The following is a 17,557-nucleotide window of genomic DNA, read 5'->3' on the forward strand; positions in this document are numbered from 1 at the left end:
AAACGGCGGTCACCAGTGATCCCAACACCACATAGATCAATACGATGGAGATACCATAAAAAACAGCGTTTTTGACCCCCTGCGCACGGTTCTTGCTCTGTTTGGTAAAGAAACTGACCGTCATGGGTATCATCGGGAACACACAGGGCGTCAGCAAGGCCGCAAAGCCGGAAATAAAGGCTATAAAAAAAATGGACCACAGCCCTTTCAGGTCTTCAGTCCCTTTATTGACCACCGTCTCGTCATCGGTATCGGGTAAAGCGTTGCCCGGCACTTGATCACTGGCCGTGGTTCCGCTGGTCTGCTGTCCATTCAAATCAAATACCAATTCCTCCTCCGCAGGTGGCAGACAACGCGTATCATCACATACCATATATTCAACAATGGCGTTGATGGTAGACAGATCCCCTTCAGTGGTCACCTGCTGCCTGAACACGGCCTTATCCTCGAAGAACTTGATTTCCATTTCAAATACGGGGTCATACACCGTATGGCCATCATCTTCGGAGGTATCTCCAATAATGTTGAAAGATTCATCCGTGGTATCAAATGCAAAGGATGTGGCAACGGGCCCCTCCTTGGGGACAGTCTGTGAGTATAAATGCCAGCCAGCATCGATGCTCGCCTTGGCGACCAGTTCATATTCGGTCTCCGATATTTTGTTTACGGAGGTTGTCCATTTGACAGGTTCAAGAATTTGCGCATTCCCCATCCATGCACAAAACAGGAACAATGCAAGGCCAATGTATTTTTTCATTATAGCATACGTTTATTGTAGGACAATGGTCCAAAAAGGGTTGTTTGGGTAAAACAACCCCTTTTGCCATTTTCCAATTGTAGTTTTTGGCTAATTCAAATAACTAGTAAATAGGAAGGTGTGGGCAAATATTAACAAGAGGTCATTGGTATTTGCCCATGCTTTTTATGGTTCAATTCAGCAGCTCGGCCAATTTTTCATCAAGCGCACTGCCCCGAAGGTTCTCTGCGATAACGACACCATTTTCGTCCACCAAAAATGTGGCCGGAATTGTTTTGACATTGAATTCCTTGCTCAGGTCCCCGTTGTCCAAAAGGTTGGGCCAACTCATATTTTCTTGGTCCAAAGCCTTGATCCAAGCATCATGTTTCTTGTCAATGGAGACGCTCAAGATTTCAAAGCCCTTGCCTGAGAATTCAGTATAAGCCTTTTTTAGATTGGGGATTTCCTTTCGACAAGGTGCGCACCAAGATGCCCAAAAATCAATCAGGACATACTTTTTACCGGAAATAATGTTCTTGGTTTCATAGGATTGTCCGTCCTTGTCCTCAAGACTGTGGTTGGATACCTTTTCCCCGATGAATCCTTTGGGATATACGGATTCATGGACCAATTTCCCATAGTAACTATTTTTGGCCTCTTCGGAGAACGCATCATAGGTGGGTGCTTCCTCGGGGGTCAAAAAAGTGTACTGGTGCATCATAAAAAAGGGGCCCCACCACGAATCTTTATGGTCGGAAATAAGTTTCTTGTTGGTTGATTTCACTTTATCGAAAAAAGCATTTTCAGTCTTTTCCATCTCCTTATATGCTGACGTCCCCATCAGCGAGTCCAGGACTTTCTTATCACCATTTTTCCTAGCGTTCCCCAGTAAGTTGCTCATGTTTTCCGTGGCTTTTCTCATGGCAGTATACTCAACATCCAGTTCCTCTCTGAAAGCCGTTCTTTCTTTATAGTAATCATGGGCCTCTGAGCCTTCGATATGTTCATTGGAGAAAGTGATTGTTTTATTCTCGGTATCTCCCATTTTTGCAGAGGCTGTCATCAAAATCTCTGAATTTTCCAGCATCACCGGGACAAATCCTTGGTTATCTCCGAACACCACGTAAAAAAACCGGGGTTGCTCCAAGCTCCCTGTAAAATGGAATTTGCCATCCTCAACTGTGGTCTCCGCAATTGGATCTTCGTTGGAATGGGTTGCCCCGGGCACCAACTTCACAGCTGTTCCATTGGTTAGTCCGGATATTTCCCCTTCCAACTCAAAGGAATCTTCAAGCTTTGCCCCTTCCTGCTTACAGGAAACAAGCAGGAATATCAGACACAATCCCAGTATTCTATGTATATTATGAATCATTTTTAACATGTTTTAAATTATTTTTCAACGTTTTGGGTTATGGTCCCATTACCAGGATTGTCGACTGCACCTTGTGGAAAGGGCATGGTCCACAAATGGGAATCCGGGGCCAAGCTATAGGTTTGCCCATTGTACTCTTTTGAGAATCCAATCGTATAGGTGCCTTCAGCATTCAACCGTCGGGCATCACAAAAAGGAACCAAAGTCAAAATAAGTTCGTTCATTTTGGTTTTAATGATGGCTTCCATGGCCTGAGCTTCGTTGCTTGCGGTCAGCTCCATATAGGACTCGGGCAATATCCTAGTCTGTCTGACTTGGTTCAGGATATCCATGGCCGCTCCCCATTGATTGTCACGGGCCAGACATTCCGCCTTGATCAGATAAACTTCCACTGTGGTGATGCCTCCATAATTGAAATAACCGGACAGTGTGGCGTTGTAAAAGGTCTCCGCCCCAACTGTCCTTATCTTCCAACGGGAAAGAAAACGGGCATCCCCTGCTTCAAACCTTTCAGCACGGTGAACCGGAATGTTGTTTTCCGTTGTAATGCGTGAAAGGGCACCGTGTCTAAAATTATAATTCTCGACATAATCAAAACCCATGGGTGAAGGTTTGCCCACGTAGGATTCGGAATCCTCGATGACCATTGCATTGGCTTGATAATAGGCTGTCCAGTCGTATAAGCTGTTATTCTCTTCCAAAGCTCGATTGGCATTGGCGAGCGCTTCATCATAATTCCCCATTTGAAGGTGGAGCCGTGCCAAAAACGCATAGCCCGTCCCCAAATTGGGGTGTAGTACGGTCACAGATTCAATTGGCAAATAAGGCAGGGCCTCTTCCATATCGGACAACATAAAATCGTACATTTCTTGTATGCTCACCTGTTCACTGGGTGCATTGATATCAGCACTTGTAATCAGGGGGACGGATAATTTCTCGGATGCGTTGGACGCTTCATAGGTGTCCGCATAGAAATTGACCAGATTAAAATAGCTCATGGCCCGCAACACTTTGGCCTGTGACCAAAGCACACGTTGCTCCCCTTCTGAGGCTTCGGTAGTGGTCAGCGCATTTTCAATAATCAAGTTGAAGGTCGAAATACTCGCATAACTATTATAATAGGTGGATTCGTCCGAACGGTTCAGAGCAATGCGGTCTGCGGATTCGTCCCATAGGTAATTGGCCTTGTCCAAAGGGCTGAAAGACAGGGTGGACTCACTTATAAACCTATCGTTCAACAAGTTCAGCGCTTGGTCGACATTAACCCTATGATTGCCATATTCATTACGGACAAAAGCTTCATAATCGGCCAATGTCAAGGGGGTCTTGGATCCTTTTGGAATATCGTCCAAATACTCTTCACAGGAAGAGAGCCCAACAAGTATAGCCAAAGAACATATGATGTATGTATATATATTTTTCATGATCTTACTTTTTGATTAAAGGTTTACATTGAATCCAAGTACAAAATTGGGGGTCTGGTATCCGCCCAGTAGATACTTGGCATCCCTACTTTTTGCCAGGGTAAACACATTCTCTACATTAAAGTTCATCCGTAGACCCTTCATCCCAAGTTTGGAAACGAGCTCGGATGGCATTCTGTAGGCCAGAGACACATTGCTTAACCTCACATGGGAGGCATCCAAAATGTTGATGTCCGCATAGGAATAAATAGATCTTAGGTCGTAGCTATACTCTGGATCATATTCATACACCACCCTGGGCACATCGGTACGGGCCTCATCACCTGGATTCCTCCAACTATCCTCAATACGATTGTTCACCGGTCTTATATTGGTAATATATCCACCGGCTGCACCCGAATAACTGTTGTCAAACATGGGCAGGAATGTATTTCGGATCTTATGTCCCATCCCATAAATGAAGAGTGCGGAAAGTGAAAAATCCTTATAATTTATGGAGGTATTGAAGGATCCACTCTGGATTGGAACCGTGGTGCCATAATCCTCAATGGCTTCAAGATCTCCCGGATTGTAGGATACAGGGGTCTGTTCCGCATCATACACTTGGGGCAAACCGGTACTGCTCAACCCTGCCCATTTATAGGCATATATGGAGTTATAGTTTGTTCCGACCCTAGGAAACTCGGACGGATAGTCCAATTGGAGAAAGTACACTGGCGCTTCTACATTGACATAGGTCACCTCATTTTTATTATGGGCGAACATGACCCCTATGTCCCAGGAAAAATCTTCGGTCCTTAAAATACTTCCGTTTAAGGTAATCTCCACTCCTCGGTTGATCATTTCTCCATTGTTCAGGGTATACGTGGAATAGCCCCAACCTTCCGTTGGCACACCATTGCTGTTGGCCAAAAGATCTTCACCTTTCTTATGGTAATAATCCACGGTTCCGTTCAACCTGTTTTTAAAGAAGGAAAAATCGACACCCACATTGGTCGTGGTGGTCTTCTCCCACGATAACTGGGGATTGGGCCTAGAACTCACATACCCTTGTATTCCACCAACATTATTGTTAGAGGAGTAACCCGCCGTTAGATAGGGAGCGGAATTTTTGGCTACATTACCTCCAATCCCATAAGAAAATCGCAATTTTAACCTGTTGATCCAATCCTTGTCCAAAAACGATTCATTGTGAAGGTTCCATCCTGCTCCGGCCGACCAGGTCGGTTTGTTCTGGTATTTATTATCGGTACCCCATAAGTTGGAACGGTCCCAACGCAGGCTTCCGGTCACCGAATACCTTGAATCATAGGTATAACCAGCGTTGCCGTATACAGAAACATAGCGGTTGAGCAGTTCCCTTTCCGCTGAAAAATCATTTTGGCTCAGATATCCTCCAAACACGGAACCATAAACTTGCAGCAAATCTGCTTGATTGATGGGCGTATAGGACAATGTTTGGGAATCGTACCCATAACGGATATGCTCACTGTATTCCAATTTGGAGTGCCTTACTTCCGTACCGGCAATGGCACTCACATGATGGCCGCCATTGAACAGTTTGTCAAAGTTCAGTTGTTGGCGGAAATTGTATGCGTTGGAATATTGGTTACTCCTATCGGAAATATCACCATAAGGCAAATTAAATATAGCTTGGTTTGTCGGTGAGATGGTCACCAAACCATTGACCAAAGACCGTACTGCATAGGAATCGGAACTTCTCAATTGTTCCGAACGGTCAACCCCGTATTCATATTGGAACATGGCGTTATAGGAAAACGCATCACTGATTTGAACGTCCAATTTGGCAAAACTTCTGTTCAAAAAGTTTTTTCGTTCCCTGATGTTCCTCCCCAATTCTTCCATGGGCGTTATATCCATACTGTAAAGACCATAGGTATCCATGGACTGCAAGGTAAAGGCACTGTAACGAGATTCTGCTGTTGACACAAAGGGCGAGCCATCGGCATTGACCAATCCATTGTATGGCTGATAAACGAATTGTGGATTCAAAGCGTTGTACGTTTGTTCTTTCCCATTGTTAAAGAACATATACGTGCCCACATCCAATGTTAACCAATCGGTAATCTGTGCAGTGTTGTTCAGATTGATACCCAATGACTGTTCATCCGAGTAAATATCTTCGAACTTATTGTCCTTATAGGTAGCTGAAGCATTGAAGCTGTTCTTTTCAGAGGCCTTTCCGAACCGGATATTGAATTGTTGGAAGTATTGATCCCGCTTGGCGTATTTATCGAGGTCATCATAATATCGGAAACCAGATGCCGCTAAACGATTGAGCGTATTGTTCATTTGAGATTCCGAACTATTGCCTGCGTAAAAATTCAACAGGGTTTGCATTCCCTGGCTGGTATATACGGCATTGTCCAATAAGGATGAAGCGTAAGATGCCGCGCCCCCACCTTCAAGATTGGGGTTGCCATTGGCCCAATCCCTTTCGAAACCCACAATGGCCTCGGAACCGGTCAGGTTCCCGGTATAATATTTGTAAGGGGAAAGGGTCAAATTACTTGAGAACGATACGTTTGTTTCACCGGCATGGGCCTTTTTGGTCAGTATGACCACAACCCCGTTGGCGGCACGGGCGCCATATATGGATGTGGCCGCGGCATCCTTAAGAACGGTGATACTTTCTATATCTTCAATGTTGATGTTGGGTAGGTTCTCTTCCAAACCGTAGTTGGCATTATACCTGGTCTGTTCCACAGGGAAACCATCAATAACGAACAAAGGGGTCGTTAAACCGTTCATGGAAGTCACACCCCGTACAACGCCGTCACGAAGCCCGACGACCCTACCCTCCAGCACGGCGTCAAGACTGTTCAACCGTTGTGTCTGAAAATCTTCCGAGTCCAAGGTAGAATAGGAGCCCGTGACCCGTTCGCTTGAAATGGCCTGATAACCGGATTGGATGACCACCTCTCCAAGTTCTGTGGCACTTTCCTCCAAGGTCACGTTGATCTCATTTTCAACACCCACCGCAATCTCTTTGGTCTTGAATCCAATGTAGCTGAAGACCAAAACATCGCCTTGGTCTGCTCCTATCCGGTATTCTCCATTCTCATCGGTGGTGGTACCCTTTCGGGTTCCTTGGACAATTATGGTCACCCCCAACAAAGGAATACCGTTCTTATCGGACACCGTTCCCGAAATTTGGGTTTCCTGGTCTTCCTTTTCTTTATCCTGATGGGTTGGAAGGGGATTATTTTTCCTTTGTGTGAGCACGATGTGCCTGTCTATGATCTTAAAGTTGGTATTGGAGCCGGTAAAAACTTTTTGAAGCACACTTTCAATCCGTTCTTTGTCAACCTGAATGTCGACCTTTCTGTCCACATTGAGTTCTTCACTGCGGTAAAAGAACCTAAACTCCGTGGTTGCCTCTATCTCTTCAATAATCTCAAAAACGCTGGCAGATTTCATGTCCAGACTGATCTTGGTGGTCTGGGCATAACCGGTTTCCGCCTGCATCTGAAAAAATACGATCAGAAAAAATGTGAGTGTCAGTTTCATCTTTAAATCGAACAATGGGGCAAGGGTGCACCAATGATTCGACACGGATTTAATTTTTTTCATAATTTTAATTTGGTTTTTGTTATTCAGACTTAAATCATTTTTTCATCGGGGGGTGTTGCCGCACCCTCCGATTCTTTTATGCCCTTCCCATTACTATATTTCATCAAGAAATGGTCGGACACTGATCAAACCTAATGGTGTCCCTAGGTTCAATGTCATTTTTTTTGGTTCATAGGCTATTGATTTTTTGTTAGTTAGTTGTTTGTTATGGTTATGGTATCCCCGTTTCTGGTATAGGCGAACGGGGTATGTTCCCTACAGATTCTCAAAATTTTCTCTAAAGGTTCGCCATAGGCAAAGCTTCCCGTAAACTCCATGTCGTTCAAGGCCTCGTATTGATTTTCAAAGCGAACATCAAAATTTCGTTCCAGCTCCTTCAGAATAAGTTCAAAACGATCATCCACAAACACCAGCTTGCCTTGTTTCCACCCAATATACTTGTCGATGTTGGCCATCTCCACATCTATGGCGCCATTTTCGTAAACCGCCCTTTGTCCGGGAACAATGGCAATGGGTTTGGAGCCCTGGACATTATTGGAGTGGTAAACACCGACACTTCCTTCTACCAGTACCGTAAAGGTGTTTTTTTCATTTTTGTAGCTCGACACATTGAACTCGGTGCCGTACACTTGGGTGTTCATATCATCGGTCACGACCGTAAAGGGCCTTGCTTGATCCTTGGAAACCGAAAAATAGGCCTCACCATCCAAGAAAACATCCCTGGCCTGGTCTTTCAAAAATGTGACGGGGTAGCGAAGTTTTGATCCCGAATTCAAAAAGATATGGGAACCATCGGACAGAATCAGCTCAAACTTTTTTCCATAGGGCACGGTAAGTTGGTTATACTCCAAGGTTTTCCCATCATCATCATCGCCTTCATCACTATTATTATAGACCAGTACATTGTATTGTTGGTTTACGACCTTGTCGCCTTCCGATGTGTGGATGGCCCCCGATTGGTTTTCATTTATCGTTTTTATTGTTCCATCCTGCAGTTCCAATGTGATTTGAGATCCGGCTGGAAGGGAAACATCGTTGACCGAAGTGAAAGAACCATATTGATAAATGGCAATGGACAATGCCATCAATCCCACAAAAACGGCAGCTATCCTTAAGATTGCCCTTGGTCCAAACTTCGTCGTTTTGCTTTCGTGGGAATCGTAGGTACTTGATTTCGTCCGTTGCTCAACAATATTTTGCCACATAGAGTCAAAATCTTCCTTGGCAAGCCTATCCTCATCACTGGCCAATAGGCGTACCATCTCTTTGGCCTTTTCGACAACATCCTTCTTATCGGGATTTCGGGCCAACCAATTGTCCCAAAAATTATCGGTCATGGTATCGCTGTGCAGCACCCATTTTTGGAAATATTCATCTTGGATAAAATCATCCACTTTAAAATTGTTGTACTTCATCTTGCCGATAATTTGAACTTGGGACAGCCCTAGTTTATTAACAAGAGAGAAAAAATGACTTTTTACTTCAATTTTATTTAAGTTTTTTCAAAAAAAATAAAAGACCCCAGTATTAATGGGCTTTTAGAGAATAAAAATATTGTGGGCAATTTAAAGCGAGGACAATAATATCCCCATAAAAAGAAAGGTAACGAGTATGGAACGAAGCTGATGGATTGCTCTTGCCATAAGGTTATATACCGCTTTTTTGTCCAAGTCCAGTGTCTCGGCAATCTCCTGATAGCTCAGACCCCCGTTATATTTTAAATGGACGATTTCTTGTTGGTTCTTGTTCAGGGATGAAAGGGCTTTCTTTATTTTTTTTCGTTGCAAATCGAAATGTTGCTTTTCAATAAGGCTACGCTCTGGAGAAGGCTCACCTTCGGGGTAAAAATCCCCATCGATAAATTCTGCCGTAACGGCCCTCAATTTAACGGCCTTGGCTATCAACTTTCTCCGAAGGGATTTATAGAGGTAGGATTTGATGGACCTTACTTTCCCAAGGCGCTCCTTGGTATCCCATAATTCCACAAAAAGGTCCTGGATGGCATCCATGACCAGTTCCTTATCCCTGACCAATTTGAGCCCATAAGCATATAACCGATCGACATTGTTCTTATAAATGGTCGCAAAGGCTGCTTCACTCCCAGATTGAAATTCGCTCCAAAGCTGTACATCGGATGGACCTGGCACATTACCTGTCCCTGCCTTAGATGCCTTACCTGTATCACTGGCATCTGGATTCCGATTATTTGCAAATTTCAATATCAATTAACAATAAGGTTTGTTGAATTCCAACCGATTATATGTTGTTAAAGGTAAAATAAAAATTACAAAACCTTAATCATACCTTAATGTCGGAATCAAAAAAAATGAAGGTTAAAAGATTTTCATAACACCCAGCCGAAGGTGGAACGGTTGCCATTGTTATGTGGATGATCTCAATAGCGTTGTGGGATAAGGTTAACTGATGTTTATCTCCATCTTCCATATGTTATCAAATCTTTAAATGCAAATATTCGCTTACGTGTGGATGGAATTTATGGTGTCAAGTTAATAGAAACTATAAATGTCATTCTATTGAAAACTGAAGCGTTCATAAAAATACTGGAGCGGTACTCCAAAAATGAGGCCTCAAGGGAAGAAATCGTCCTGATCGACACATATTTGGAGGGGAAGGCAGGAAAAAATAAAGGGAAAGCATCCAATATTGAGAAAGTCCATGATAGGCTCTATGGCCAAATAGAAGCTTCACTCAACAAAAATCAAAAAGTTGTTCCGTTTAAAACCGTGTATCGAAAATGGGCCATAGCTGCCAGTATTTTGGTGGTTTTCGGCACCTTCTTTTTCGCTTTTATGGATTTTTCAGTTAAGGTAGTGGAAGTGACCACAGCGTATGGTGAAAGAAAGGAGATCCAACTTCCCGATGGAACCATGGTGACCCTCAATGCAGGGAGCAGGCTGAGATATCCAGAAAAATTTAAGGGAGACCGACGGGAAGTGGCCTTGAATGGTGAGGCATTTTTTGATGTTTTTCGAGATACCCTAAAGCCATTTACCATTGAGACGGGAAAGTTAAGGACGCAGGTTTTGGGAACCTCTTTTAATATCAATGCTTTTCAAGAAAGTGATAGTATAAGGGTAAGTGTTGTTGAGGGAAAGGTCGTGGTCTATGACTCCATGGCAGTAAAGGAAATCTTGCTTCCCAATGAACAGCTCAAGTACAATAAAGTGGACAAAGGGTACCGTACTTCCAAATATGATTCATCCATCGATAGGGCATGGTCTAGCAATATCATTTATTTCAACGGTACCTCTTTGGAAGAAGCGACCCATATACTGGAAAGGTGGTATAACGTTACCATTGAGATTACAGATGCCGATCTGGGCGATAAAGTGATTACCGGAAAATACAACGACCCAAAATTGAAAGAAACCATGGAAAGCTTGGGCTTTTTGATGAATATCGAGTTCAAACAGCTCTCCCCAACCCTATATGAAGTAACCCCAATAAAAAAAGCGCCTATGTAACAACCAAAAAAATGGCCTCCTCTACGGTAATAGAAAAGGCCTGTGATTTCACTAAAAGTCTAGAATACTAATAGAAAACCATAAAATGAAGACAAAAATACTAAAAATAAGTACGAAGGTAAAAGTACTGGGACTTTTGCTTTTATTGACCTCTTTCAAGGCATTGGCCTTGAACAGTGATAGTTCATTTTCAGATGACATCAAGATTACCCTTTCCCAAAAGAACAGTAAACTCATTGAATTGTTCGCGTATATTGAATCAGTTTCCGAGGTTTCTTTTGTATATAGCGAGGATATTGAGAACCTGGAAAGTAGGGCCACTGTTTCGTTCAGCAACGCCACTTTACCTACTGTCATGCACCGTTTGGCAGAAACCTTTCCCATCAATTACAAGATCATTTCATCCACGGTCACCGTAAAGTTGGCTCCACGAACGCAAGAGGAGATAAAGGTTTTGGGAAAAGTACTTGACGATGAGGGAAATCCAATGATGGGTGCAAATGTTATGGAAGCAGGTACCTCAAATGGTACCATAACCGATTTTGACGGTAATTTTTCCATCACCATAAAGGCCGGGGCAACCCTGGAATTTTCCTATTTGGGAATGGTCACCAAGTCCATCCAAGTCGATCAAAACCAATCCAGTTTGAATGTCACGCTTCAGCCCAACCAACAAATGTTGGATGAAGTGGTGGTAGTTGGATATGGTGAAAAAAGCAGGGAGAAGTTGATCGATGCGGTAAGTACCGTGGATGTGGCCTCCATAGAGAACCGGCCCGTGCCCAATGCGGTGAATGCCCTACAGGGCGTGAGTCCCGGTTTGAACATTACCCAAAGCAGTGGGAGTCCCAGTGACCCCCCTAGGATCAATATCCGTGGTTTTACCTCCATTAATGGTGGCTCTCCTTTGATTATAGTCGATGGAGTGGAAGGCGATATCAACAACTTGAACCCTAGTGATATTGAGTCCATAAGTGTGTTGAAAGATGCCGGTGCCTCGGCCATTTATGGGGCCAGAGGCGCCTTTGGAGTTGTCTTGGTGCAGACCAAGCGGGCCAAGGAGGGTAATATTGTTGTTGATGTAAACCATACCACGGCATTCAGTTCACCTACAATGAACACCGATTTTGTGACCGACCCTTACCTATCGACCATGTTGGTCGATGAGGCTTTCAGGACGGCTGTGGGCAGGTCCTATACTGGCTATACAGAGCAGGATTATGCAGCCTTGTTGGAAGTATCCCAAGACCCATCAAAGGCCAGGGTAGTAATCGACAACCGCAACGGTAGGGACCAGTATATCCACTATGGGGCCACGGACTGGTGGAACACCTTTTTTAGAAAAAGTTCCCCCTCCCATATCACCAATGTCTCCCTTTCAGGGGGATCTGAAAAAGTCAGGACTTTCTTCTCCTATAGAAATTATCAATCCACAGGGATATTGAAGGTCCAGGATGATATTTATAAGCAGTACAACCTTAGGGGCAAACTGGAAGTGGATGTCAATGACATGTTGACCTTTACCAATAATATGCAATATAACAGGTCCAGTGACCTTCAACATGGCGGTAGCCAATATGGTGACTATGCCAGTCCCTGGGGCAGTTTGATCTGGGTGCACGCCTTGCCGGCCTATATGCCCACAAACCCGGATGGTAATGCTTTATGGAGAACGGAACTGAACAACTATACCGTTGGGGATGGGGTCTATGCCGCCCTGTTGCATGGAAAGTCCAAGCAGGGAACGGACAATCAAGAGTTTTCCAATATCGCCAGTGCCGTGTTCTCACCCTTGGAAGGATTGGATGTGACGGCCAGTTACTCGCTTCGAAAAAGGACGTTTAACCGGTATCAAAGGTCCACCCGGATCCCGTATTCCATTTTTGTCGGGGAAGTTGGAACGATGGGCAGTGATAGACTTCGGGAGTACAACACCCAATCCAGTTACAATGCCTTCAACCTGTACGGGGAATACAAAAAGCAATTGGGGAACCACTTTTTCAGTGCCATGGCCGGTTTTAATCAAGAGTCCTTTGATACAAAAAGTATTGAGGCCAGTAAGCTGAACAGTATATCGGATGACTTGAATTCCTTGGGCTTGGCAACCTCCAATGCCGAGGCGACCGGGAGTGCGTCCGCATGGGCCCTGCAAGGGGTGTTTTACCGATTATCTTATGACTTTAAGCAAAAGTACTTGTTGGAACTCAATGGCAGATATGATGGGTCTTCAAGGTTTCCCGCGGACTATAGATGGGGTTTCTTCCCATCGGTTTCCGCCGGGTGGGCCGTTTCCAACGAAGATTTTTTAAAGGAATCCAATACGATCAGCCAGTTAAAGCTTAGGGCATCCTATGGGTCATTGGGTAACCAGAACATTGCGGATTATGCCTATATCCCCACTTTGAACAAGGACATAGATGAAGGTTATGCCCTTGATGGAGGTACTTTGGATTATATAGAATCACCCAACCTCAATCCAAGGTCCATAACCTGGGAAGAAGTAAAGACCCTGAATATGGGGACGGACATTTCTTTGTTCAAGAATCGACTGAATGCCAGCTTTGATTGGTACCAGCGCAATACCGAAGGGATGCTCACCCAAGGTGCCACATTGCCCAGTGTATTGGGTGCGCCCTCTCCACAGGAAAATGCCGCGGACCTGAGAACACGGGGCTTTGAACTGTCCTTGGGGTACAATGATTCATTTGGTCAGGGCAAAGATCGTTTCGATTTCTCTATTGTGGGAACCCTATCGAATTCCATTACCAAGATCACCAGGTTCAACAACCCGAGCAATAGTTTGCTGGATTATTATGAAGGAATGACCATCGGTGAGCTATGGGGTTACCATGTGGAAGGATTGTTCCAGTCCGAGGCCGAGGTGGCGGCCCATGCCGATCAGACACGGGTGTCCAATAGGATTGTTGCCGCTGGAGGTCTCCAGCCCGGGGATGTCAAATATATAGATCTCAATAATGATGGGGTGATCAGTGAGGGGGAGAACACAGCAGATAATCCGGGTGACCGAAGGATAATCGGAAATACAGCGCCACAATATTTATATAGCTTCCGAATCAATGCGGCCTATAAAGGATTTGATTTTTCAGCGTTTTTCCAAGGTGTTGGTAAGCAAGACTGGTATCCGCACAGGGACTCAAGGATTTTCTGGGCCATGTACAACCGTCCCTATGATTCCTTTATCAGAAAGGATATGGTCGATAATATTTGGTCACCGGAGAACCCGGATGCCTATTTCCCAAGATTGTTCGGGTACATTGCCCTTTCGGATAGTGATGCCTTGGGGGCCGTCAACAATAGGTACCTCCAAGATGTTTCGTATTTAAGGCTCAAAAACCTCACGTTCGGTTACACCTTGCCACAAAAGGTGACCCAACGATTGCCGTTCCAGAAGCTGAGGTTCTATTTCAGTGGTGAAAACCTTTTGACCTTTAGTAAGTTGACCGATTATATCGATCCGGAGGCGGCGAGCAACTCAGTGAACCTTAACGCACCGTCCACCTCGACCAACAGAAGTACCGCACAGACAACTCCATTTTCCAAAATATATTCATTAGGTGTTTCATTGCAATTCTAAAATATCAAGTATCATGAAATTCAAATATTCAATAATGATCTGCATTCTGCTAATGGTCGGATGTAGCGATGACTTTCTGGACAAGCAGCCCTTGTCCGATGTGACAGCGGATAATTTTTTCCTTAAGGCAAGTGATCTGCAACTCTATACCAACGGGTTTTATAGAATGTTCCCCAGTACCGCCATCTACGATGGTGATGCCAGGGCGGACAATATTGTATCCACGACCCTCAGTGAGGAAATGCGTGGGGCAAGAACCATCCCAACCACTGGTGGTGGTTGGGACTGGGAAGATTTGAGGGATATCAACTATTTCCTTGAAAATTATGAAAAGTGCGAGGATGAGGCGGCCAAGAGGCATTATGGAGGCGTTGCTTACTTTTTTAGGGCCTACTTCTATTTTCAGAAGTTGAAGCGCTTTGGCGGTGTACCCTATTATGATGAAACCATAGACCCGGATGATATGGAGAAACTTCAGGCACCCAGAGAGAGCAGACAATTCATTGTTGACAGGATCCTTGAGGATCTGGACAGGGCCATCGATGGGCTGAACGAGGAGGTACAGGCCTATCGTATCACCAAGTACAGTGCATTGGCCCTGAAATCAAGGGTTGGGCTCTATGAGGGGACTTATGAAAAATATAGGGGTATCAGTGGATATGAAACCTATTTGAACGCTTCGGTTGATGCTGCTATGGAGCTTATGGACAAATCACCTTATGAAGTATATGCAACGGGCAATCCTGACACAGACTATATGGAACTCTTCAATTCCCATGATGCACAGACCAGTGAGATGATATTGAGCCGTCAATTTTCACAGACCGTGGCAGTTGATCACAATGTGAACTATTATACCACAACCTCCTCTTATGGTAGACCGGGAATGCCCAAGGATTTGGTGAACAGTTATTTGATGCAGGACGGAACACGGTTTACGGACAATCCCAATTATGACCAATTGTTCTTTACCGCGGAAGTTGCCAATAGGGATCCCAGACTTTCCCAGACCATTCGGACCCCGGGCTATACCCGAAAAGGGGAATCCATGGAACTTGCTCCCAATCTTGGTGCGACCATGACCGGATACCAATTGACCAAATATGTTACCGAACCCGTCTATGATACCAATGATGAGTCTATCACAGATCTTCCCATTTTACGGTTTGGAGAGGTATTGTTGAACTATGCGGAGGCCAAAGCCGAGTTGGGTACCTTGACACAATCCGATTTGGATATCTCAATCCAATTGTTGAGAGACCGTGTGGGCATGCCGGCAATGGATATGGCACAGGCCAATGCAAACCCAGATCCATTTATGCAAGATCAATATCCAACAGTTAGTGGCGCCAATAGTGGGATCATTTTGGAGATACGGAGAGAGCGCAGGATCGAGCTCTATATGGAGAACCACAGATGGGACGATATTGTGAGATGGAAGTCAGGACAAACACTGACGCAGCCCTTGAGGGGACTTTATTTTCCAGGGGTAGGGGATTACGATATGGACAATGATGGTGAATTTGACGTGGTTTTGTACGAAGGGGAGGAACCTTCCGGACAGGTACAAGGTGTTCAATATATCCGTATTGATTCCGACATATTTTTTGATGGCAATGGCTTGGTTGATCCCCAACCTGATTTCAATACCAGGACTTTTAATGAAGAGCGAGATTACCTGTATCCAATCCCACGTGTCGAGTTACAATTAAATCCAAATCTAACCCAAAATCCCGGCTGGGAATAGAACTTAAAATGATCATCGAATGAAACTAAGAATAATAAGCACGATAGTTTTGGCCCTGTGCCAATTTTCCTTTGCCCAAAAAGCCGGTTCCTTGAATGTGGCAACCTTCAACATCAGGTATGCCAATCCAAATGATGGGATCAATATTTGGGAAAACAGAAAGGACTGGGTATGCCAAAGTATGGACTTTTTTGATGTGGATGTTTTCGGGGCACAAGAAGTCATTGCGTCCTAATTGGCAGATATGGTCCAAAGACTTCCGGGATACGATCATATTGGGATAGGTAGAAATGGAGGGAACGAAGGTGAATATTGCCCGGTGTTCTTCAAAAAAGATGTATTCGAACTATTGGATAATGATACCTTTTGGTTATCGGAAACCCCTGAAGTAGCAAATTCCAAGGGATGGGATGCTGCACTGCCGAGGATTGTGACCTGGGTCAAGCTCAAGGTCAAAAGTTCCGGTAAAGAATTCTATTTTTTCAATACCCATTTTGACCACAAGGGCAGAACGGCGCAATTGGAGAGCGCAAAGCTCCTGAAGGAACGGGTCAATCAAATTGTAGGCGACCTTCCATTTGTGATTACAGGGGATTTTAATTTTTCACCGTCGTTCGAGGCGTATTCCATTCTTACAAAAACTGGATTGGACAGCGATTTTTATATAACGGATGCCAAGGAAAGCGCCGAGCGAAAGTACGGTCCAATTTATACGTTTAATGGCTTTGCCTTGGAGCCCGAACAAAGCCGGGAACGAATCGATTATATCTTTTGTGATCCTAAAGTGTCCGTGCACAAACACCATACGTTGGATGGCCAACGTGGTAAAAATTACGTGTCGGACCATTTTCCAATAATAGTTTGTTTGAGTTTTTAATAGTTAGTTTGTTGAAAAAGGCTCGTGCCCGTATAGGGTTCGGGCCTTTTGTTTTAAACCGTTTAACCGTTTTTTAACCTATTTATAAAGCTTAGGTCTCCTAAATATTTGTTGGGGACCTGTAATTTAGGAGTACAAACCCCACATCTAAATGTATTACGAATCAAGTGATCAGGAATTGTTGGAAAATTTGAAAAAGGAATGTCGGGATTCCTTTCAGATTCTTTACAGCCGTTATTTTCGAAAATTATTTACCTACACCATGGCACTCGTGAAGGATCAACAGATAGCGGAGGACCTTCTTCAGGAATTGTTTGTCGGTCTTTGGGAAAAAAGAGAGGTTCTCGTAATAGAAAATTTGGGTGCTTACCTTAAAACAGCACTTAAGAACAAAATCATCAATATTTACAAAAGGAACAAATATGTGGATTTGGATGAGGATATCATCGCTTCTTTTTCAAGTCTTGACAGTATTGAGGACAAATTGCAAGAGAATGACTTGGAAAAGGAATTCCAGTCCACTTTGAACAGATTGCCCCAGCGCTGTCGCAATGTATTCTACCTGAGTCGGATCAAAATGTACCAGAACAAGGAGATTGCTGAAGAACTCAATATATCCGTTAGAACGGTGGAAACCCACATCAGTAATGCATTGCAGCACTTTAAAACCATATAAATGGCAAACTTGTTTATCATTGTTTGTAAGGTGCTGAATTTCTAAAGG

Annotated in this window: 12 protein-coding genes; 6 read left to right on the forward strand and 6 right to left on the reverse strand. The window is 44.2% G+C overall.

Annotated features, from left to right (window positions below; translation table 11 throughout):
* The 6 genes from GO009_RS15810 to GO009_RS15835 form a co-directional block, all read right to left on the reverse strand.
* On the reverse strand, window positions 1–757 hold a 757-nt coding region (locus tag GO009_RS15810; RefSeq protein WP_262887026.1), incomplete at its 3' end, for a protein-disulfide reductase DsbD domain-containing protein.
* Window positions 758–929: 172 nt separating this feature from the next.
* Window positions 930–2,111, reverse strand: coding sequence for a TlpA disulfide reductase family protein (locus tag GO009_RS15815; RefSeq protein WP_163627625.1), 1,182 nt, complete (start codon window positions 2,109–2,111; stop codon window positions 930–932).
* Between the two features lie 17 nt (window positions 2,112–2,128).
* A complete protein-coding gene (locus tag GO009_RS15820) occupies window positions 2,129–3,535 on the reverse strand; it encodes a RagB/SusD family nutrient uptake outer membrane protein (protein WP_163627627.1) in 1,407 nt (468 codons plus the stop codon).
* Between the two features lie 15 nt (window positions 3,536–3,550).
* Window positions 3,551–7,129, reverse strand: coding sequence for a SusC/RagA family TonB-linked outer membrane protein (locus GO009_RS15825; RefSeq protein ID WP_163627629.1), 3,579 nt, complete (start codon window positions 7,127–7,129; stop codon window positions 3,551–3,553).
* 194 nt (window positions 7,130–7,323) lie between these two features.
* Window positions 7,324–8,544, reverse strand: coding sequence for a FecR family protein (locus GO009_RS15830; RefSeq protein ID WP_163627631.1), 1,221 nt, complete (start codon window positions 8,542–8,544; stop codon window positions 7,324–7,326).
* A gap of 150 nt (window positions 8,545–8,694) precedes the next feature.
* On the reverse strand, window positions 8,695–9,354 hold the full coding sequence (locus tag GO009_RS15835; protein ID WP_163627633.1) for an RNA polymerase sigma factor: 660 nt from the start codon (window positions 9,352–9,354) through the stop codon (window positions 8,695–8,697).
* 309 nt (window positions 9,355–9,663) lie between these two features.
* Here GO009_RS15835 and GO009_RS15840 point away from each other — a divergent pair, with 309 nt between their 5' ends.
* The 6 genes from GO009_RS15840 (at window position 9,664) to GO009_RS15865 (ending at window position 17,509) form a co-directional block, all read left to right on the forward strand.
* Entirely contained in the window at window positions 9,664–10,614 is a 951-nt protein-coding gene (locus tag GO009_RS15840; protein WP_163627635.1) for a FecR family protein, read from the forward strand.
* Window positions 10,615–10,699: 85 nt separating this feature from the next.
* A complete protein-coding gene (locus tag GO009_RS15845; RefSeq protein WP_163627636.1) occupies window positions 10,700–14,209 on the forward strand; it encodes a TonB-dependent receptor in 3,510 nt (1,169 codons plus the stop codon).
* Window positions 14,210–14,222: 13 nt separating this feature from the next.
* Window positions 14,223–15,956, forward strand: a complete 1,734-nt coding sequence (locus GO009_RS15850; RefSeq protein ID WP_163627638.1) for a RagB/SusD family nutrient uptake outer membrane protein — start codon at window positions 14,223–14,225, stop codon at window positions 15,954–15,956.
* A 19-nt stretch (window positions 15,957–15,975) separates the two neighbouring features.
* Window positions 15,976–16,191 carry a hypothetical protein gene (locus GO009_RS15855; RefSeq protein ID WP_163627641.1) on the forward strand — a complete coding sequence of 72 codons (216 nt, stop codon included), beginning with the start codon at window positions 15,976–15,978 and terminating at the stop codon, window positions 16,189–16,191.
* 9 nt (window positions 16,192–16,200) lie between these two features.
* Complete coding sequence (locus GO009_RS15860; protein ID WP_163627643.1) at window positions 16,201–16,833, forward strand: endonuclease/exonuclease/phosphatase family protein; 633 nt, start codon at window positions 16,201–16,203, stop codon at window positions 16,831–16,833.
* Window positions 16,834–16,984: 151 nt separating this feature from the next.
* Complete coding sequence (locus tag GO009_RS15865) at window positions 16,985–17,509, forward strand: RNA polymerase sigma-70 factor (protein ID WP_163627645.1); 525 nt, start codon at window positions 16,985–16,987, stop codon at window positions 17,507–17,509.
* Window positions 17,510–17,557: the final 48 nt, after the last annotated feature.

This window comes from Allomuricauda sp. TY007 (genome assembly GCF_010468565.1).
GTDB lineage: Bacteria > Bacteroidota > Bacteroidia > Flavobacteriales > Flavobacteriaceae > Flagellimonas.